The organism is Algorimicrobium bowmanii (assembly GCF_054031195.1).
Map to the genome: position 1 here is coordinate 2,386,771 of NZ_CM132929.1, position 20,392 is coordinate 2,407,162.

General features: G+C 33.5%; 21 protein-coding genes. 5 read left to right on the forward strand and 16 right to left on the reverse strand.

The window, feature by feature from the left end; translation table 11 throughout:
* Positions 1 to 20: 20 nt before the first annotated feature.
* Entirely contained in the window at positions 21 to 2,024 is a 2,004-nt protein-coding gene (uvrB, locus tag ACW5R3_RS10620; RefSeq protein WP_456576995.1) for an excinuclease ABC subunit UvrB, read from the forward strand.
* On the opposite strand, the gene ACW5R3_RS10625 is transcribed toward uvrB, so the two are convergent.
* Positions 2,025 to 2,426, reverse strand: a complete 402-nt coding sequence (locus tag ACW5R3_RS10625) for a TerB family tellurite resistance protein (RefSeq protein ID WP_456576996.1) — start codon at positions 2,424 to 2,426, stop codon at positions 2,025 to 2,027. It abuts the gene before it with no gap.
* 236 nt (positions 2,427 to 2,662) lie between these two features.
* Here ACW5R3_RS10625 and ACW5R3_RS10630 point away from each other — a divergent pair, with 236 nt between their 5' ends.
* Both ACW5R3_RS10630 and ACW5R3_RS10635 read left to right on the forward strand, forming a co-directional pair.
* Complete coding sequence (locus ACW5R3_RS10630; protein WP_456576997.1) at positions 2,663 to 2,941, forward strand: DUF1456 family protein; 279 nt, start codon at positions 2,663 to 2,665, stop codon at positions 2,939 to 2,941.
* A gap of 82 nt (positions 2,942 to 3,023) precedes the next feature.
* On the forward strand, positions 3,024 to 3,722 hold the full coding sequence (locus tag ACW5R3_RS10635; RefSeq protein WP_456576998.1) for a phosphoadenylyl-sulfate reductase: 699 nt from the start codon (positions 3,024 to 3,026) through the stop codon (positions 3,720 to 3,722).
* Between the two features lie 57 nt (positions 3,723 to 3,779).
* On the opposite strand, the gene sucC is transcribed toward ACW5R3_RS10635, so the two are convergent.
* Positions 3,780 to 4,970 carry an ADP-forming succinate--CoA ligase subunit beta gene (gene sucC, locus ACW5R3_RS10640; RefSeq protein ID WP_456576999.1) on the reverse strand — a complete coding sequence of 397 codons (1,191 nt, stop codon included), beginning with the start codon at positions 4,968 to 4,970 and terminating at the stop codon, positions 3,780 to 3,782.
* A gap of 124 nt (positions 4,971 to 5,094) precedes the next feature.
* Positions 5,095 to 6,102 carry a T9SS type A sorting domain-containing protein gene (locus tag ACW5R3_RS10645; RefSeq protein ID WP_456577000.1) on the reverse strand — a complete coding sequence of 336 codons (1,008 nt, stop codon included), beginning with the start codon at positions 6,100 to 6,102 and terminating at the stop codon, positions 5,095 to 5,097.
* Positions 6,103 to 6,280: 178 nt separating this feature from the next.
* Between ACW5R3_RS10645 and lysA the strand changes: the two genes are divergently transcribed.
* The gene (lysA, locus tag ACW5R3_RS10650) at positions 6,281 to 7,486 is read left to right on the forward strand and encodes a diaminopimelate decarboxylase (protein ID WP_456577001.1); all 1,206 of its coding nucleotides are present in this window, start codon (positions 6,281 to 6,283) and stop codon (positions 7,484 to 7,486) included.
* Positions 7,487 to 7,541: 55 nt separating this feature from the next.
* On the opposite strand, the gene ACW5R3_RS10655 is transcribed toward lysA, so the two are convergent.
* From ACW5R3_RS10655 to ACW5R3_RS10695, 9 genes are all read right to left on the reverse strand, one after another.
* On the reverse strand, positions 7,542 to 7,922 hold the full coding sequence (locus ACW5R3_RS10655) for a glyoxalase superfamily protein (RefSeq protein ID WP_456577002.1): 381 nt from the start codon (positions 7,920 to 7,922) through the stop codon (positions 7,542 to 7,544).
* Between the two features lie 96 nt (positions 7,923 to 8,018).
* The gene (locus ACW5R3_RS10660; RefSeq protein ID WP_456577003.1) at positions 8,019 to 9,392 is read right to left on the reverse strand and encodes a M20/M25/M40 family metallo-hydrolase; all 1,374 of its coding nucleotides are present in this window, start codon (positions 9,390 to 9,392) and stop codon (positions 8,019 to 8,021) included.
* A gap of 71 nt (positions 9,393 to 9,463) precedes the next feature.
* On the reverse strand, positions 9,464 to 10,342 hold the full coding sequence (locus tag ACW5R3_RS10665; RefSeq protein WP_456577004.1) for a PPK2 family polyphosphate kinase: 879 nt from the start codon (positions 10,340 to 10,342) through the stop codon (positions 9,464 to 9,466).
* A 129-nt stretch (positions 10,343 to 10,471) separates the two neighbouring features.
* On the reverse strand, positions 10,472 to 11,635 hold the full coding sequence (locus tag ACW5R3_RS10670) for a sigma-54-dependent transcriptional regulator (protein ID WP_456577005.1): 1,164 nt from the start codon (positions 11,633 to 11,635) through the stop codon (positions 10,472 to 10,474).
* 2 nt (positions 11,636 to 11,637) lie between these two features.
* On the reverse strand, positions 11,638 to 12,540 hold the full coding sequence (locus tag ACW5R3_RS10675) for a mechanosensitive ion channel family protein (RefSeq protein ID WP_456577006.1): 903 nt from the start codon (positions 12,538 to 12,540) through the stop codon (positions 11,638 to 11,640).
* A gap of 5 nt (positions 12,541 to 12,545) precedes the next feature.
* Complete coding sequence (locus tag ACW5R3_RS10680; protein ID WP_456577007.1) at positions 12,546 to 13,856, reverse strand: ABC transporter permease; 1,311 nt, start codon at positions 13,854 to 13,856, stop codon at positions 12,546 to 12,548.
* Positions 13,857 to 13,858: 2 nt separating this feature from the next.
* Entirely contained in the window at positions 13,859 to 14,785 is a 927-nt protein-coding gene (locus ACW5R3_RS10685) for an ABC transporter ATP-binding protein (protein WP_456577008.1), read from the reverse strand.
* Positions 14,786 to 15,082: 297 nt separating this feature from the next.
* Positions 15,083 to 16,210 (reverse strand): molecular chaperone DnaJ, encoded by a 1,128-nt coding sequence (dnaJ, locus tag ACW5R3_RS10690; RefSeq protein WP_456577009.1) that lies wholly within the window; start codon positions 16,208 to 16,210, stop codon positions 15,083 to 15,085.
* 2 nt (positions 16,211 to 16,212) lie between these two features.
* Positions 16,213 to 16,755, reverse strand: a complete 543-nt coding sequence (locus tag ACW5R3_RS10695) for a nucleotide exchange factor GrpE (RefSeq protein WP_456577010.1) — start codon at positions 16,753 to 16,755, stop codon at positions 16,213 to 16,215.
* Between the two features lie 159 nt (positions 16,756 to 16,914).
* On the opposite strand from ACW5R3_RS10695, the gene ACW5R3_RS10700 reads away from it, so the two are divergent.
* Complete coding sequence (locus ACW5R3_RS10700) at positions 16,915 to 17,568, forward strand: YceI family protein (protein ID WP_456577011.1); 654 nt, start codon at positions 16,915 to 16,917, stop codon at positions 17,566 to 17,568.
* A 49-nt stretch (positions 17,569 to 17,617) separates the two neighbouring features.
* Here the strand turns inward: ACW5R3_RS10700 and ACW5R3_RS10705 are convergent, their stop codons facing one another.
* The 4 genes from ACW5R3_RS10705 to ACW5R3_RS10720 all read right to left on the reverse strand — a co-directional run bounded on the left by ACW5R3_RS10705 (position 17,618) and on the right by ACW5R3_RS10720 (position 20,292).
* Positions 17,618 to 18,523 carry a TIGR01777 family oxidoreductase gene (locus ACW5R3_RS10705; RefSeq protein ID WP_456577012.1) on the reverse strand — a complete coding sequence of 302 codons (906 nt, stop codon included), beginning with the start codon at positions 18,521 to 18,523 and terminating at the stop codon, positions 17,618 to 17,620.
* 137 nt (positions 18,524 to 18,660) lie between these two features.
* Entirely contained in the window at positions 18,661 to 19,338 is a 678-nt protein-coding gene (gene mnmD / locus ACW5R3_RS10710; RefSeq protein ID WP_456577013.1) for a tRNA (5-methylaminomethyl-2-thiouridine)(34)-methyltransferase MnmD, read from the reverse strand.
* A 1-nt stretch (position 19,339) separates the two neighbouring features.
* On the reverse strand, positions 19,340 to 19,786 hold the full coding sequence (locus ACW5R3_RS10715; protein WP_456577014.1) for a hypothetical protein: 447 nt from the start codon (positions 19,784 to 19,786) through the stop codon (positions 19,340 to 19,342).
* Complete coding sequence (locus tag ACW5R3_RS10720; RefSeq protein WP_456577015.1) at positions 19,786 to 20,292, reverse strand: DUF4920 domain-containing protein; 507 nt, start codon at positions 20,290 to 20,292, stop codon at positions 19,786 to 19,788. Before ACW5R3_RS10720 ends, ACW5R3_RS10715 begins: the two co-directional genes overlap by 1 nt.
* Positions 20,293 to 20,392 lie beyond the last annotated feature (100 nt).

Consider the following 20,392-nt stretch of genomic DNA (forward strand, 5'->3'; position numbering starts at 1 on the left):
TTATCACTAAAAAGGCACACATGAAATTCAAGATAAAGTCAGAGTTTAAACCAACAGGAGATCAACCCCAAGCAATTAAGAAATTAGTTCAAGGGGTTGATACAGATGAAAAATACCAAACCCTTTTAGGTGTTACCGGTTCAGGAAAGACCTTTACAGTTGCCAATGTTATAGAAGAGGTTCAAAGACCAACCTTGGTTTTGGCTCATAATAAAACCTTGGCTGCCCAATTATACTCAGAATTCAAACAGTTTTTCCCTGATAATGCCGTAGAATATTTTGTTTCATACTATGATTACTACCAACCTGAAGCTTATATTCCGGTTTCTGGTGTTTATATAGAAAAGGATTTATCTATAAACGAAGAAATTGAAAAAATGCGTTTGAGCACCACTTCCTCCCTACTTTCGGGACGACGTGATGTAATTGTTATCGCTTCGGTTTCTTGTTTATATGGTATAGGAAACCCCGTTGAATTTCAAAAAAATGTTATTTCACTAGAGCGTGACCAGGTTATTTCACGAACCAAACTATTACACCGACTAGTGCAGAGTTTATACTCCAGGACAGAGGGCGAATTTAATCATGGAAACTTCAGAATAAAAGGAGACACAGTTGATGTGTTTCCTAGTTATGATGACCATGCTTTTAGAATTCACTTTTTTGGTGATGAAATTGAAGATATTGAAGCTTTCAATGTCCAGACGAATGAAGTGTTAGAAAAGTACGACCGACTTAATATTTACCCAGCTAATATGTTTGTAACATCACCAGATGTATTACAAGGTGCCATAAAAAGCATTCAAGATGATTTGGTGAAGCAGTATGACTATTTTAAAGATATTGGCAAGCATTTAGAAGCCAAACGCTTAAAAGAACGTACTGAATTCGACTTAGAAATGATTCGTGAATTAGGTTATTGCTCAGGAATAGAAAACTATTCCCGCTATTTAGATGGCAGGCAGCCTGGTACTAGACCCTTTTGCTTATTAGACTATTTTCCAGACGATTATTTAATGGTAGTTGATGAAAGTCATGTAACCATTTCTCAAGTACATGCCATGTATGGCGGTGATAGAAGTCGGAAAGAAAATTTGGTTGAATATGGTTTCCGATTACCAGCTGCTATGGATAATCGTCCTTTAAAATTTGATGAATTTGAAGCCTTACAAAACCAAGTTATTTATGTTAGCGCGACACCGGCTGATTATGAATTAGAAAAGACCGATGGTATTTTTGTAGAACAAATTATTCGTCCTACCGGTTTACTAGATCCAATAATTGAAGTGCGTCCTAGCTTAAACCAGATTGATGACTTAATAGAAGAAATTCAACAACGTATAGAAAAAGACGAACGTACACTTGTTACCACACTTACTAAACGTATGGCTGAAGAGCTGACAAAATATTTAGACCGTATACAAATACGTTGCCGCTATATACACAGTGATGTAGATACCTTAGAGCGGGTGGAAATCATGCAAGACTTACGCAAAGGCTTATTTGATGTATTGGTAGGTGTTAACTTATTACGTGAAGGTTTAGATTTACCCGAAGTCTCTTTAGTTGCTATCTTAGATGCAGACAAAGAAGGTTTTTTACGTTCGGCACGTTCGTTAACCCAAACGGTTGGACGTGCAGCAAGGAATTTGAACGGTAAAGCTATTATGTATGCTGATAAAATAACCAAGAGCATGCAAAAAACAATTGATGAAACCGAATACCGCCGCGAAAAACAAATTTCTTATAACACCAAGCACAATTTAGTACCTAAAGCATTAAATAAAAATTTAGATAACGCACTAACAAAAAATTCAGTAAGTACTTACAGTTATGAGTTAGAAGCTGCTAAAGCTGCTGAACCTGAAAGTGACTATTTAACAAAAGGGGAATTAGAAAAGAAAATTAGAGAAAACCGAAAACAAATGGAACAAGCTGCAAAAGCTCTAGATTTTATAGAAGCTGCTCAGTTTAGAGACTTAATAAAAAGCTATCAGGAGAAATTAGAAAAACTAAAAGTATAACTAGTTATATTGTACTTTAAAAATATCAATTAAAACTTCGGCAGGAACAATTTTGTTAGGGAAACTTTCCATTAAATAAAGTACTTTATTTATGGATTCGTGACTTAATCCCATACGTAAACCGTAATTATGTAGTTTAATAATTTCTTTTGGCGAATTTTCATCATCAATATTCATTAATAAAACCAAGCGATGAAACTGTACAATACGTTCACTGTGCGATTTTAAATGAATATAATTGATAGGGTGCTCAATCAAGTAATTAAAATCATTTTTTGAAATACCAAGTTGTTTAGCAATAGCCAAAAGAAACTTGTACTCTACTGGTTTTAAATCATTTTCATGTCTTGCAAATGAAATCATTTCAGACAAAAGACTTAATTTTTCTACCCGGTTAATCATTTCTGTAATAGCTTAATATTTAGTGTGTAAAGATACGGTAGTATATTATTTAATAATCCGTGATAAATTGTAACTTGTCGAAAAATTAGATGTATTTAATCGTTTTTAATTACATTCAGTCTATAAAAACAAATTAAAACACTAAAAAACAACCAGTTATCTCCAACTGAAGTTTCATCTAATTTTAATAACTTAGTCTATTAAATAAAAATTGCAAGAGCAATCACGAAGATCTTATGACAAATAATGATATTTTTAAAAAATTACGCGTAGCACTTCAACTGCGAGATGACGAAATAGTAAAAATTTTAGAGCTAGTTGATTTTAGAATTACTAAAAGTGAATTAGGAGCTTTTTTCCGTAAGGAAGATCACCCTAAATACATGGAGTGCGGTGATCAGATTCTTAGAAACTTCTTAAATGGCTTAGTTATTCATTTAAGAGGACCAAAACCCAATAAGAAGGCACCGGTTAAACCTGTAACAAAACAACAACCTGAAAAGAACAAAAAATAAGTTCTACAAAAATGTATAAAAACGGTATTTTAAACGACTTGTTTTCTAGATACTATTTTCGTTAAAAAAATAATAGCACGTAATGTTTCAGCCAACAACCTCCCTACCCAAGCTTAACTTATCGGATAAAGACATTGAAAATCTTAATAAAAAATACAAATCGCTTACCCCTTGCGAACGTTTAAAAATGCTGTATCAGGATTTTGATGTAGATGAAATTATGCTAACCAGTTCTTTTGCTGCAACCTCAGCTGTACTTTTAAAGTTAGTTTCGGATGTAAACAAACAGCAACATGTATTTTTTATTGATACAGGTTATCATTTTGAAGACACCTTAAAGTACAAGCAAAAATTAACCGATTTATATGATTTACAAGTTACATCTATAAGCGCATTAAAAGAAAATCATGCGTTTACAACACAGGATGAAACTTGGAAAAAAAATCCAGACTTCTGCTGCTCTATCAATAAAGTACAACCATTAGACTCTATAAAAAAGCATTTTAATATATGGGTTTCTGGCTTAATGAAATGGCAGAGTGATCATCGTGCTAGTCTAAATATTTTTGAACAACGTGGTGAGGTTTTAAAGTTTTACCCTTTGTTAGATGTTTCAAAGAAAGAGCGTGACACCTACATTGAAGATAACAACTTACCATTTCATCCACTTGTAGCCCAAGGCTACCACTCTATTGGCTGTAAACACTGTACCGTTCCTGGCGAAGACCGAAGCGGACGGTGGAATAACAATCCAAAAACAGAATGTGGATTACATCTATAAAAAAAAGCTCTCAATATTAATTGAGAGCTTTTTTTATAAAATATATTAAAGAATACCTTAAGATAGTACTTCGTGTACTTTATCTGCAGCTTCTTGGAATTCTGTTGCACTCATTACAGCTAAACCAGAATTATCAATTAAATCTTTAGCAATATCAGCATTCGTACCTTGAAGACGCACAATAATTGGCACTTCAATATTACCCATGTTTTTATAAGCATCGATTACACCTTGTGCCACACGGTCACAACGAACAATACCACCAAAAATATTAATCAGAATTGCTTTTACATTAGGATCTCTTAAGATTAACTCAAAAGCAGTTTCCACACGTGCTGCATCTGCTGTACCACCAACATCTAAAAAGTTTGCTGGCTCACCACCGGCTTGCTTAATTAAATCCATTGTTGCCATTGCAAGACCTGCACCATTTACCATACATCCAACGTTACCGTCAAGATCTACATAGTTTAATCCTACTTCCTTAGCTTCTACTTCAATTGCATTTTCTTCACGTAAATCACGTAAAGCCGCATAATCTTTATGACGGTATAATGCATTTTCATCCATAGTTACTTTAGCATCAACTGCCATAATTTTATCATCACTTGTTTTTAACACCGGGTTAATTTCAAATAATGACGAATCAGACTTGTCATAAGCTGTATATAAAGAAGTAACAAATTTTGTCATTTCTTTAAACGCTAAACCTGAAAGGCCTAAGTTAAAAGCTACTTTACGTGCTTGAAAAGGCATAATTCCTACCGCAGGATCAATTTCTTCTGTAAAAATTAAATGCGGAGTTTCTTCGGCAACTGTTTCAATATCCATTCCACCTTCAGTAGAATACATAATCATGTTACGACCTGTAGCACGATTTAATAAAACAGACATATAATATTCTTCTGGTTCATTATCTCCTGGATAATAAACATCTTCAGCTACTAATACTTGATGAACGCGCTTACCTTCTGCTGAAGTTTGCGGCGTTACTAAATCCATACCGATGATTTCACCTGCAATTTTTTGAACCTCATCTAGGTTTTTTGCAAGTTTAACACCTCCACCTTTACCACGTCCACCAGCATGAACTTGGGCTTTGATTACGTGCCAGCCAGTACCAGTTTCTTCTGTTAGTTTTTTGGCAGCTTCAACTGCTTCTTCAGCATTTTGAGCAACAATACCACGCTGGATACGTACACCAAAACTACTTAACATTTCTTTTCCTTGATATTCGTGTAAATTCATCTTATAAATTCGTTTAGAGTTTTCTCTTTTAGAGAAAATCATTAAATTTTTGTTGCACAAAAGTAATCAACCTGACGCTTTTAACCAATAATTTTTAAAAGTTGTTTTCGGTTTAATTAAAATTTTATTTCTTTAGAAACTTCTTCGTTATCTGTCCGCTTTCTGTTTGCATTGCAACGGTATATAAACCACTTTGTAATTTAGAAACGTCTAAGGCTTTAAGCGCCCCAATATTCTGCAAGACAAGACGGCCATTCGTGTCAAAAATGCGAATAGATGTCACCGGATTTGATTTATTAAATTGCAGGTATAACATATCTGATACTGGGTTTGGATATAATATAATGTCCGTTACCGGATTGACATGAGACTCAACAGAAAGTGGATTAGTTAAGAAGCTTTCATAAACAGTTATATTATCACTAATACTCGCAATAGGCACTGAAATATTTATATTATTGGATCTAAAAACAAGGTTACCAGTACTATTCTCATAATAAAAATAGGACGTTTGAACAATGCTTCCAATGTTAGGTAAGATGTAAGTAATAGATAAATTTTGAACCATTTTTAATCGGGTTACACTCGCAGAATATGCCCCTTGACCAATATCATTCATGTTAAGGGTACCATGAGCATCAACAGTTGTTTGAATAGTTCCTGAAAAAGTTCCTGAAATACCCATTCCTGTAAAACTTCCTGAAAGCGCATCGGAATTGGAGGCTCCAAAACTTTTTGGAAAAGCTCCTAGTGATGCATTATCGGAATTGTAATTTAAAACAATATCAGACATCGTTGCGCCCGTTAGAGATAAAACACCGCCAACATCCTTTGCAAAAATCTTACTAGATATTAAGCCTCCCATGGAAACATTTAAAACGGTTGTAGTACCTGGATAGGTAGTTAGCTCTGAACTTGTAGGACTTGTATAGGTATCTACATTGGTTCCTAATGCATTTAAATTAGTAAAGTTCCAAACCAAACCTGCTCCCGCAGCTGTTTGATTTAAATCAGGTGATGCTTCAACTATGGCATAAGATGACATAGGAATACTAAAAAAATTAGTAATTGGCGACTGGGCATAACATGTTATAACCACAAACGCTGACAAACAGAGTAATGCTTTTTTCATTTTATAATTATTTAATTAATAGCGAGTTAAAGATACAAAACCAATTTCGCATTTAATATTTTATAGTTTTATTTTTCATTAGTCATCATTTATGAAAGATTTATAAGGTTTCATATAAGCCTAACAGGAATACTTTTATACCTTTGGCGATTATTTTTAATCTCAAAAAAATTCCAAAATGGAAACAAAAACCTTATTACAAATTGCTAAGGACTACGGAAGTCCAATTTATGTGTATGATGCTGAAAAAATAGTATCACAGTATAAACGGTTAACAGCAGCTTTTAATAAGGTCAAACAGGTTAAAATTAATTATGCTGTTAAAGCTTTATCTAATATTTCTGTTTTAAAACTTATGAAAACCTTAAATGCTGGTTTGGATACAGTTTCTATCCAGGAAGTACATTTAGGCTTAAAAGCAGGATTTTCTGCCGATCAAATTATTTTTACACCAAATGGTGTTTCTCTTGAAGAAATTGAAAAAGCAGCTAAATTAGGTGTTCAAATCAATATTGATAATCTTTCTATTTTAGAACAATTTGGAACTAAATATCCAAAAACACCTGTTTGTATTCGTATAAACCCACACGTTATGGCTGGTGGAAACACCAATATATCAGTAGGTCATATTGATAGTAAGTTTGGTATTTCAATTCATCAAATACCTCATATTTTACGTATTGTTGAAAATACAAATATGACTATTAACGGTATTCATATGCATACAGGTAGTGATATATTAGATATTGATGTATTTTTATATGCAAGTGAAATATTATTTGAAACAGCTATAAACTTCAAGAATTTAGACTTTATAGATTTCGGTTCTGGTTTTAAAGTACCTTATAGCTCAGGAGATATTGAAACAAATATTGAAGAATTTGGTCAGAAATTAACCAAACGTTTTAATGACTTCTGTAAAGAATACGGTAAAGATTTAACCTTAGCTTTCGAGCCTGGAAAATTTCTTGTTAGTGAAGCAGGATACTTTCTTACAAAAGTGAATGTGGTTAAACAAACGACATCTACAGTTTTTGCACAGGTAGATTCGGGATTCAATCATTTAATAAGACCAATGTTATATGGTTCGCAACATGAAATAGTTAACCTTTCAAACCCTAAAGGCCGCGAGCGCTTTTACTCGGTAGTTGGTTATATTTGTGAAACAGATACATTTGCAAATAATAGACGTATAAACGAAATTGCAGAAGGTGATATTTTAGCATTTAAAAATGCCGGCGCTTACTGCTATTCAATGGCTTCAAACTACAATTCACGCTACCGTCCTGCCGAAGTATTATGGCATAAAGGCGAAGCGAAACTTATTCGTAAGCGAGAAACTTTTGATGATATTTTAAATAATCAGATAGAGATTACTTTATAAAACAAAAAAAGCGTTACCACTAGGTAACGCTTTTTTTATACATATTCATGAGTATTTAAGCTTGTTGCCCATAAAAAATTAACTTATTTTGATAAGGATCTAAAACTACAAACTCTCGGGTTCCCCATGCTGTTTTAGTAATTTGTACAGCTCCTTGAAAAACCTCTTTAGACTCCAATTCTACGTATAAAGCATCTATATTTTGTGTTACAATACGTATACTGGTTTTGTTTTGGGATAATTGTATTGCTTCAGACTCTTGATTTTGTAAATGAATTTCTATTCCGCCACGGCGAAGCCCTGCATAGGTTGGTTTTTTAGAGTCGTCTGCAAAAGCTATTTCAAATCCGAGTTTGTTTACATAAAAAAATAACGCCACTAAAACATCTGAAACAGGTAGAATAGGATGTATTTGATGAAGTTGAGCTAATTGCATAAATCTGAGGTTTTTAGTTAACTCATAATGTATGAAAATTCAAGCAATCACACAAAAAAGCTGATAAAAACCACCTCAACTACAAACAACTTTATACTAATTAATTCCGTATTTATCAATTAAATAAACCAAACTAGTCATCGTAGCAGCTCCTAATTCTAACTCGCGTTTATTAACATGTTCAAAAACATCGGTTGCTGCATGATGATGATCAAAATAACGTTGAGAATCTGGTCGTAAACCAGCACAAACATTTGTACTTGTTTTTAACAGTCCAACATCAGCACCGCTACCTCCTTTTTCAAAATAATGAATTAAATAAGGTTTGAACAGATTTTTCCATCCTTCAATTTTTGTCATAAAAGCATCATCAGCATCAAATTGAAATCCGCGTGGTGTAAATCCGCCGGCATCACTTTCTAACGAAAATATATGTTTTTCTCCTTTTTGGTTTGCAACTTTTGCATATTCGGTAGCGCCGCGAAGTCCGTTTTCTTCATTCATAAAAAGTACCACACGAATACTACGTTTTGGTTTTATTCCAGTTTCTTTAAGTAATCTTAAAACTTCCATAGACTGTACACTACCTGCACCATCATCATGAGAGCCATCACCCAAATCCCAAGAATCTAAATGTCCGCCTACTAAAATATACTCATTAGGATATTCACTGCCGGTAATTTCGCCAATCACATTATAAGATTTAACATCTTTTAATTGCTGACACGTTTGATTAAAAAAGAACTTGATTCCCTTATCAAGTGATAACATAGAGCTTAATTTTTCAGCATCATTTGTACTGATAGCAGCTGAAGGTATGCGTTGTGAGTTTGGTAAATCGCCATATGTCATACTACCTGTGTGCGGATAATCATCCATACGCAAACTAAGTGACCTAACAATAACACCCACTGCTCCAAGTTTACCAGCTTCCAAAGCTCCGGCATAACGCTGATTTACACATCCACCATAGGCTTGAAAAGTTTGAATTAAATCGGCCTGCATAGGTCGGTTAAAAAATACAACTTTACCTGAAACAACATCTTCTCCTAAAGCTTTAAGTTCATCAATTCCTTGTACTTCTATAACTTCTGCTTTGACACCTCCGATAGTTGTTGGCACCGAGCCTCCTAAAGCACAAATATTAACTGTAGATGTAACTCCAGATGCACTTTCTATAAATGCATATTCCTTATTACCACGCACCCATTTTGGAACCATTACTGGTTGAAACCAAACTTTATCCAATCCTAAGCTATCTAACTGTTCTTTGGTATATTTAACGGCATATTCCGCATTTAAAGAGCCCGATAAACGTCCTCCAATTTGATTAGACAAATAATCTAACCATTCATAACTTTTGCCATCTGTTAACGATGTAGAATAAATATTTTTTAGGACATCAGCATCAGTTTGTGCTGATGTATTAAAAATCACAAAAAATAAAAGTGTACAAAAAATATGTTTCATAAAATAAGGCCGTTTAAAAAAAACTAAAATAGAACTATTTATACATTTAACTTCTAAAGAGAATCTTAAAATTAGTCGTTTTCTAATTGTTTTATATAAGTTTCCAAATTCGTTTTAATAGCCGAATCTATTTGAGGCTCCTGAATATCCTTATAGGTTTTTAACGTATCGTAAAGAATTTTAGCTACAATATAACGTGCAGTAGGTTTGTCATCAGAAGGGATGACATACCATGGGGCATGAGGTTTACTTGTTTTAGAGAGGACATCTTTATAGCAAGTTTGATAATGATCCCATAATTTGCGTTCTTCAAGGTCACTTGGTGAAAATTTCCAATTTTTATTTGGTTTCTCCAAACGTCTTAGCAAACGCTGTTTTTGTTCGTCTTTTGATATATTTAAAAAGAACTTAAAAATTAACGTTCCATTTTCTGCAACTGTTTTTTCAAAGTTATTAATTTGTTCAAAACGTTTATCCCAAAACGTCTCATCAATATCACTTAAAGACGTAACATCAGGTAATTTTTCATTTAAAATATAATTTGGATGAACACGAGTTACTAGAACATTTTCGTAATGTGTTCTATTAAAAACACCAAATTTACCTCGTTCAGGTAAAGCTATATAGTGACGCCACAGATAATCATGCTTAAGTTCGAGATCTGTTGGCGTTTTAAAACTATAAACCATTACACCACGAGCATTTAATTCCTTAAAAACCTCTCTAATAAGACTATCCTTACCTGCAGTATCCATTCCCTGAAAACATATTAGCACAGCATACTTGCCATGTGCATACATAGTATTCTGAATTTTTGCCAAATCTTTACAGACATCTTTTAGCGCATCTTCGATATCGTCTTTATCGGCGTTTAGCTTAAAGTCTGTTTGTAAATTTTCTAAATTAGTCTTTGAACTAACTTTAAAGTCTTCTGGTTTTATAGATTTCATAAGCAATGCGTATCGTTTCGTTAATAGTTTATAAATATACATAATTATAAACGCTTACTGAAAAATCACATTGGGTTTGATAAACCGACCATAAAACAAAAAAGGCTTGAATATATTCAAGCCTTTTAATTATTTAGATGCAAACATATTCACATCATTTTCGCTAATTTCATTTTCGCCTAATATTATTAAACGCTCCACAACATTCCGCAGTTCTCTAATATTACCTGTCCAATCATATTCTTGTAATTTTTGAATGGCTTTTTCAGAAAATGCTTTTTGTGTCGTACCATGCTCATTAGATATTTTATTTGCAAAATATGAAATAAGCAACGGTATATCCTGTCGTCTATCATTTAAGGCTGGAACTTTAATTAGAATTACCGCTAGGCGGTGGTATAAATCTTCACGAAATCTACCTTCCGAAATTTCATGTTTTAGGTCTTTATTTGTAGCTGCTACAACGCGAACATCTACTTTAATGTCTTTATCATTTCCTACACGTTGTATTTTATTTTCTTGAAGAGCACGTAATACTTTGGCTTGCGCAGAAAGACTCATATCGCCAATTTCATCTAAAAAAATGGTACCGCCATTGGCTGCTTCAAATTTCCCTGCACGGTCTTTAACAGCACTGGTAAAGGCGCCTTTTACATGCCCAAAAAGTTCACTCTCTATCAGTTCAGATGGAATAGCTGCGCAATTAACCTCGACTAATGCACCTTTAGAACGATCACTTTTTTGATGCAACCAATGCGCCACTAATTCCTTACCTGTTCCGTTAGGTCCTGTAATTAGCACACGAGCATCTGTAGGGGCTACCTTTTCAATCATATCTTTAATGTGATTAATAGCCGGACTTTCACCTATCATTTGGTAGTTTTTGCTAACTTTCTTTTTTAGCATTTTGTTCTCTACAACTAAAGTCTTAGTATCTAAAGCTATTCGAACAGTATTTAATAAACGATTTAAATCGGGTGGTTTTGAAATATAATCAAAAGCTCCTAAACGCATTGTATTTACCGCTGTATCTAAATCGCCATGACCAGAAATCATAACAATAGGTGTTTCTGGTTTTATTTTTTTGGCTGCTTCTAGTACTTCAACACCGTCCATTTTAGGCATTTTGATATCACAGAAAACAAGATCGTAATCCGTGTCTTTTATTTTGCCAATCCCATCTAAACCATCTACAGCTTCGTCTACTTGATAGGTATCGTTTTCTTCTGAAAGAATTTTTACAAGCACACGTCTAATGGCAGCTTCATCTTCTATTACTAATATTTTAGGCATAATTATTTGTTGCTTTTATCAATGATATGAATATCTCTTTGTGGGAATGGTATAGAAATATTATTTTCTCTAAATAATCTATCTATTTCAAAACGAATGTCACTTTTAGGTAAATGAGCTGTAAAACTATTATATACGGTAAATACAACTTTAAAATTTAGTGAACTATCGGCAAAATCAGTAAATAAAACAGTTGTATTCTTCGGCTCTAAAACATCTGGATGTGAATTAGCCGCTTCAAGTAATAATTTTTTAACTAACTGCACATCGCTACCATAAGCAACACCTATAAAAATACTTTCGCGTGTTGAGTTGCCATTTTGTGTCCAATTATATAAACTGTTTGTTAAGTAAAGGTGATTCGGAATAATTAAAACTCTATTATCAATGGTTATAGCGCGTGTTGTACGTAATTTAATTTCTTCTACACGACCAATTTTATCTTCAATTTCAATAATATCACCTACTTGTAAACTTTGGTCTACAAGAATAAAAACCCCAGATATGATATCTTGAAATAGGGTTTGCAGAGCTAAACCAATACCAATTAATAAGGCTGCAGAGGCAGCAAATATAGCGGTTACATTAATCCCAACAGAATCGAAAACAACAAGAATTACCACTAAATAAATTAACCACCTGGCAAATGAGAATACAGTTTCAAATTTAGGTTTATCGGATTCCGGTAAACGTTTAGAATAAAGTTTACGGATAAAATTTAATACAATTGATGTTATTAAGTATATAATGAAAACAAGCAGAGCGAGTCCTACTGTTATATTAATTGGGGCATCCTCTGTTCCAAATTGAAAACCTAATTTCAAAAAACTTATTATAGACTCCCAAATACCACTTTCGGTAACAACTTCTTCTATATGCTCTATTTTTTCTTGTGTATCTTGCATGTAACTTAGTATTTAATCCACTTCAATAATTCTTTATACGTTGGTTTTTTACCATACATTAATATCCCTACACGGTAAATTTTAGCAGCAAACCAAACGGTAAGCATAAAAGTACCAACTAAAAGTAATAAAGATAAAACTTGTTGCCAAATTGGAACACCAAAAGGGATACGCATTAACATGACTACCGGTGATGTAAAAGGGATAAATGAAAACACCGTTGAAATGGTTCCGTGTGGATCCTCGATAACCGTAAAGAAACCAATATAAACAGCCAGAATTAGTGGCATTAGGATAGGAAATAAAAATTGCTGTGTATCAGTTTCATTATCTACTGCTGCTCCTATAGCCGCATATAAGGAACTGTAAAGTAAATAACCTCCAATAAAAAAGAGTAAAAAAGCAAAAATTAAATTAGCTAATGGCAAATTATAAAACGCTAATACACCGCTTTGCACCATGTCTGTTAGTTTGGAATCCGCACCAGATTGCATGAGCATTTGACCTGAAGGCGAAGCTTCCATGATATCAACATTAAACAACACTGAAATTAAGGTTAGCAGGACACTCCCTAGTAATAGCCAAATAACAAACTGTGTGACACCGGCTAAAGAGGTCCCTATAATTTTACCTAGCATAAGCTGAACAGGTTTTACGGAAGAAATAATAACTTCAATAATACGACTAGTTTTTTCCTCTATAACGCTACGCATAATCATATTTCCATAAATAATGATAAACATAAAAAGCAAGTAACCTGCAGCGCCTCCAAAAATAAGCTTAACAATACTATCTGTTTTGGATGTTTTTTCTCCTAAAAAGCTTTCTTGAACTACGGCTACCGAAATTTCAGATGTGCGTATTTTTTCAATATCAACACCTTGACTTTCTAATTTTAAATCGGTTAAGCGCTTCTCCAGTTTACGCTCTAAATTATTAATAACAGAAATGGAAGGCGATTCTTCCGAGTAAAACTTAACACCCTTCCCTGCCTCACTAATAGCGTCAAATTCACTAATATAAAGTAGTCCGTAATTTTCTTGTGCTTGCGCAACTTCTTTAGCCGTATCTAAAGATAATTGATCAAGAATTACATATTTCGTATGCCCAGAGTCTTCAAATGCTGAAGCAACAACTCCTGATTCATCTAAAATAGTAATCGTACGTTCGGAGTTATTGTTTAACTGAGATAAATAAGCAACAACAGCTACTAGTCCAATCATAATCATTGGACTTAAAATGGTCATTATTATAAAAGACTTATTTCTTACTTTAGTAAAATACTCGCGTTTTATGATAAGGGGTAAATGATTCATAATTAATTAGTTTTTACTGCTTGAATAAAAATATCATTAGCACTAGGAATAAGCTCAACAAAATGTGACACTTCCCCTCTACTGGTTAAAAAACTTAATAAATCGTTAGGAGATTGGTGTGCCTCTAATTTTATGTTGCGCTTCAGTTCATTTCCTAAAGATTTAAAATTAGTAGGGTATACTGAAAATTTTTCTGCAAGCTCTTGCTTTAAAACAGCTTCGTTTTTGGCACGAATTCCTATTTCGAAAGTATTTGTTTTAAACTGATTTTTTATATCATTTAGTTTACCATCTAAAATTTTATTGGATTGATGAATTAAAGCAATATGGTCACATAACTCTTCAACAGACTCCATACGGTGCGTCGAGAATATTACGGTTGCACCTTCGTCCCTCAGTCTTAATATTTCATCTTTAATCAAAATCGCATTTATGGGGTCGAAACCTGAAAATGGCTCGTCAAAAATAAGTAGTTTAGGCTGGTGTAAAACGGTTACAATAAACTGTACCTTTTGTGCCATTCCTTTAGACAATTCTTGAATTTTTTTATTCCACCAATCGCCAATATCTAATCTATCAAACCAATATTTCAGGCGTTTTTTTGCTTCTGCTTTAGGCAAGCCTTTTAATTGGGCCAAATACAGAGCTTGCTCGCCTACTTTCATCGATTTATACAAACCACGTTCTTCTGGCAGGTAGCCAATATCTTTAATATGCTGTGGTTGTAGTGGTAAATTATCTAAGGTAACACGCCCAGAATCGGGCATGGTAATTTGATTTATAATACGAATTAATGTTGTCTTCCCGGCACCATTAGGGCCTAATAGCCCAAATATACTACCGCGAGGTACAGCTATTGATACATTATTCAAGGCTGTATACTCACCAAATTTTTTAGAAACGTTATGCGCTTCCAATAAGTTATTCATACTGAAATATTAAAAAGTGTAATGACTGTAAATATATTAAATGTACTAAACAGATACGAAATTTCTTGCGAAAAGAAATAGCGCTTAAATTTTATAAAAACAAAACCCATCCTAAAACTGAAGCTCAAGGATGGGAAAAAATTGCTATGAAAAAGAAAAATTATTACTATGAATGATAGTAATAAACCAAATATAGTAAAATTTATTAAACATTTATAGAAAGCTCGCAATTAACTTATTACTAAAACAATAAACCCGCTATAATAGCGGGTTATTTATTTTAATTATGCTCATTTATTATGAAAACATATCTTTTACTTTCTCAAAAAATGACTTATCACCAACTTCTGGTTTTGGGCTAAAATGAGAATCATCTCTCATTGACTCAAAAAATTCTTTTTGTTCTTTATTTAAAGTTTTAGGTGTCCAAACATTCACATGCACTAATAAGTCACCTTTTCCATACCCGTTGATTGAAGGAATACCTTTACCGCGAAGTCTTAAAATTTTACCAGACTGAACACCTGCTTCAATTTTAATACGCACTTTTCCGGTTACAGTATCAATTTCTTTTGAGGTTCCTAACACTGCATCTGGAAGACTCACATATAAATCGTAATGCAAGTTATCGCCTTCACGCTGTAATGTTTGGTGTGCTTCTTCCTCAATAGCTACTAGTAAATCACCAGAAACACCATTTCCTGGCGCTTCATTACCCTTACCTGTAACTTTTAACTGCATGCCATCTACAACACCTGCAGGGATTTTAATAGAAACGGTTTCTTCTTTAACAAGCATACCTTGAGCATCAGCATCATTTGGTTTCTTATCAATTACTTGACCTGCTCCACCACATGCAGAACATGTAGTAGCTGTTTGCATACGTCCAAGAATGGTATTTGTAACACGCATTACTTGTCCCGCTCCATTACAAGTACCACAAGTAGTATAGGTTGTACCAGGCGCTTGCACTTTACGTCTAACTTTAACTTTTTTCTCTACACCGTTAGCTATCTCTTCTAAAGATAATTTAACACGAATACGCATATTCGTTCCTTTTACACGACGTTGGCCGCCACCGCCGCCGCCAAATCCTGAGAATCCGCCGCCGCCGCCAAAAGCACCACCAAAAATATCACCAAACTGACTGAATATGTCATCCATATTCATATTTCCGCCACCGCCGAAACCACCATTACCATCAAAGGCTTGATGCCCAAATTGATCATAACGTGCTTTTTTATCAGCATTACTTAAAACTTCGTATGCTTCGGCAGCTTCTTTAAATTTAGTTTCAGCCTCTGTATTATCTGGATTTTTATCAGGATGATATTTCAATGCTTTTTTTCTGTAAGCCTTTTTAATTTCGGCTGCAGTTGCATTTTTATCTAGACCTAATACTTCGTAATAATCTTTCTTTGCCATATTTATTGTCCTATAACTACTTTTGGAAATCTAATTATTTTATCTCCTAATTTGTAACCTTTCTCAACCACATCTATAATTTTACCTTTCAATGCTTCATTTGGAGCAGGTATTTGAGTAATGGCTTCGTGGCTATCTGCATTAAATTCGTCTCCAGCCTCAAGAACCATTAGCTCTAATCCTTTCCCTTCTAAGGTTTTATTTAACTTATTTTTTATAAGCTCAACGCCTACTAATAAATCTTTCTCTTCTGTTTTAGAAATTTCAGCATAAGCACGATCAAAATCATCTAAAATTGGAAGTAATGAGAGAATCACTTCCTGACCTGCAGTTTTAAATAAATCACTACGTTCTTTAGCTGTACGTCTCTTATAATTTTCAAATTCGGCAAATAAGCGCAAAAACTTATCCTTTTCTTGTGCTAAAGCTTCATTCAACTTTTCTTCAACAGTACGAGTATCTTCAGTTGTTTCCTCGTTATTCTCTATTTTTTGTTCCTCTACCTGATCTTTGATAGTTTCTTCGTTTTTATCTTTCTTACTCATCTTGTATCTCTATTTTTTAAAATACGCTTTATAGATGGCAAAAGTACTGCCATTATCATTAAAATGTCAAAATGTCACAAAATAATTTAATGTTTTTTTAAATAAATTGTAGTGAGTAATTCTTATTTTTGGTAATTAACACAAACAAAATATATAATTATGAAAAAGCAATTTTTTACAATACTAACATTAGCACTAGCTGTAAGTTTTACGAGCTGTAAAGATAAAGCTCAAGAAGCAAGTACTACTGAGGCAGAACAAGCTGCTGAAGTAACAGAAGTTTCTACCAAATACCTTGTTGACACAGAAGCAACAACAATTATGTGGAAAGGTTTTAAACCTACAGGATCGCATACAGGAACTATAAAAGTTGAAAGTGGTGTTTTTACAATGAATGGAGATGTTGTTGAAAGCGGTAGTTTTTTAATAGACATGAACTCGTTATATGTTACCGATATTCCGGAAACTGAAGAAAGCCATGGTAAACTATCAGGACACTTAAAAAGTGCTGACTTTTTTGATGTAGAAACTTTCCCTTCTGCTGCATTTGAAGTAACTGGCTTTAATACCGAAAATGGAAAAAATATGTTATCTGGAAATTTACGAATGAAAGATGTAACAAACAACATTACAATTCCTGTAAGTGTTAATGATGCCAACGGAACTGTTACAATTACAAGCGAAACATTTACAGTAGACCGTTCTAAATGGAATATTAAGTATAAATCGCAATCCTTTTTTGAAGATTTAGGTGATAAATTTATTAATGATGATATGGAAATTCAAATAACCATTACAGCTAACAAAGCTTAATATATTTGTTAAACACATAAAAAAAACCGCTATAAAGTAGCGGTTTTTTTTATGCCAATAAATTAATTAATGCCGGTTTAAGGTTTGCAAATTTAAATTTAAACCCCGTTTCTTCTACGTATTTACTACTTACACGTTGACTTTCAAAAAGAAGAATATGCATCTCGCCCAAAAGGAGTTTCATAAACACTTTTGGTATTCCAGGTAAAAAGAGCGGTTTATGTAATACTGTAGCTACAGCTTTTGTTAACTCAGAGTTTGTAACAGGGTTTGGAGCTACGCCATTAATAACTCCTGTAATATTATGCTCTAGAACATGTCCAAATATTGCTGCTAAATCATATATATGAATCCAGGATTGCCATTGGTTTCCAGAACCAAAAGGCGCACCTACATAATATGTTATAGGCTTAACCATTTCAGGTAAAGCACCTTCCTTATTGTCCAAAACTAAACCTATGCGTACTAATGACACTTGTAGGTTAAGCGTTTTAAAACTATTTACCATGGTTTCCCATTGTTCAACCACTTGTCCCAAAAAGCTCTTAGAAATAAGGGTTGTTTCTTCATTATAGTAATTAGTTAAGGAATCGGGATATATACCTATGGCACTAGCAGAAATAAATTGACTGACTGTATTTGGAGTTTTTAAAAGAGTCTGTTTTAACAAACGTAAACTTTCTAATCGACTATGTAATATTTGCTTTTTATAGGCTGATGTCCAACGTTTAGATATAGAAGCACCGGCTAGATTAATTATTGCCGTAACGCCATCTAAACTGGACTTATCTATTTCATTTTTTGAAGGATTCCAATAAAAGCCCTTATAGTTATCTCGGTGTTCTATTTTCTGTTTTGAAGTTGTTAGGTAATGTACCGTTATGTGCTGGTTATGTAAATGCGCAACAATAGCTTTACCTACTAAACCTGTAGCACCTGTAATTAATACCTTCATGCAAACTTTTTATTTAAAGATACTGAATTTAAAAGGTAACTATCGTGCATTTAATGAAGGTTTAACAGAATTAACGAAACATTAGCTATTTGAATCTGTAATAGGTTAAAGCCGCATCAAACAGTTACAACTTGAGTTTATTCAGGTTTAGTTGCTCGTAGCATTTCGCGCTTACCTGGAGGTCCCGGTAAACGTTCCACCAAAAATCCAACGGCTTGCATTGCTCTACGCACACTACCTTTAGCAGCATAAGTAACTAAAATGCCGTTAGGTTTTAATGCCTGATACATTTTCATAAAAATAGTCTCGGTCCATAATTCTGGTTGAACTCGGGCTCCGAACGCATCGAAATAAATTAAATTAAAACTATTGGTAGTCGAAATGTCTTGAAACTTCATTTCGTTTTTTGTTAATTTGAAGTACTCAGAAATCTGACTAACTGTTTCCCAAGAAGTGCTATGGATATTTTTAAAATAAGTTTTGCTTGAATTACCTTCTAAAAGTTCTTCATAATTTAACGCAGATATTTCGGCTTCCTGAACAGGATAGGCTTCCACCCCAACATAATTCACATAAACAGACTTTTCCTCTGCATTAAGCAATGTAATTAATGCATTTAAACCTGTACCAAAACCTATTTCTAGAATACTAATTTGGTGCTGTTTAGAATTTTCCAAATACGCATCAAAACCTGTTTTTATAAACACATGATTTGCCTCCTGAATAGCGCCATGAACTGAATGATATTGTTCTTCCCAATCATCAATCTGTATGGTTTTAGAACCATCGCCTGTGGTTATTATATGTCGTTTCAAGCTATTTTATTAAAAGTTTTTTTATGCGTGGTATCGGTCCTGTGCACTCGGTTTTATGGCATGAAATACATACGTTCACAACATTATTAAACCTATCTGCTTCAGGCATTTCTGAGTGAGGATTATAGAGTTCTTTTTCTGCAGTAATAAAAAGTTTTGAAAAACTCTCAAAAGTTTCATTTCGCTTTTTAAAATCTGATAGTTCAGCTGTATGAATTTTTAAAAAATCTAAAGGAAATTCATGAATATCTTCACCTGCAATAATGGCTTCTTTTATCTCTAAATTATAAGCATACATCTGATTCATGAGATTCGCCATTTCTGACGGCTCATACATATCATAAACTATTTCCTTCTTTTTTGAAGACTCAGAAACCGTTTTGTTATCAGCTTGATTACAACTTAAAAAAAACACCAAGAAACAGATTGTAAAAGCACTAAATTTCATTATTCTTCAATTAACAAAACTCCATCTGCCTCAAAAGACAAAGTACGTTTTGGTTCTGTTATAGCTGCTACTTCTTCTTCAGTCTTACCCGCATCAAGCGCATAATGACGTTGTTCATCAACAGAAACTTCAGTGATATACGCTTTACCATTAATAATCACGTCTTTATCAGCGATATTTTTAGGCATAAAAAAACCGTAATCTTTAAATTTCACCATTACCTCTTGATCGTTTTCTAAATCTAAACGCATCCAACAACCTTTGGCTTGACACACACTATTTACAGTAGCAACCGCTTTAGTTTGAATTGTATCACCAACTTTCATGTTTTGATATTTCTCGCTGATTTCTGCTGCTGTAAGGGCATTATCTGCTTGAATTTCATCTCCAAATGATACATAAGCTAATTCAGTTGGTTCCACTTCTACTACCGTTTCTGTTTGCTCATTATTTTTACAAGAAACAGCTAAAACCACGAAACAGATTGCTATAAATATATTTTTCATTACTCTAATTTTAAGGATTTTCATGTGTCAAATATACATTTTTTTTAAGTAAACTTTATGTTTTTTATAAGGTCAAAAATGAGTACTTTCGCAAAACCAA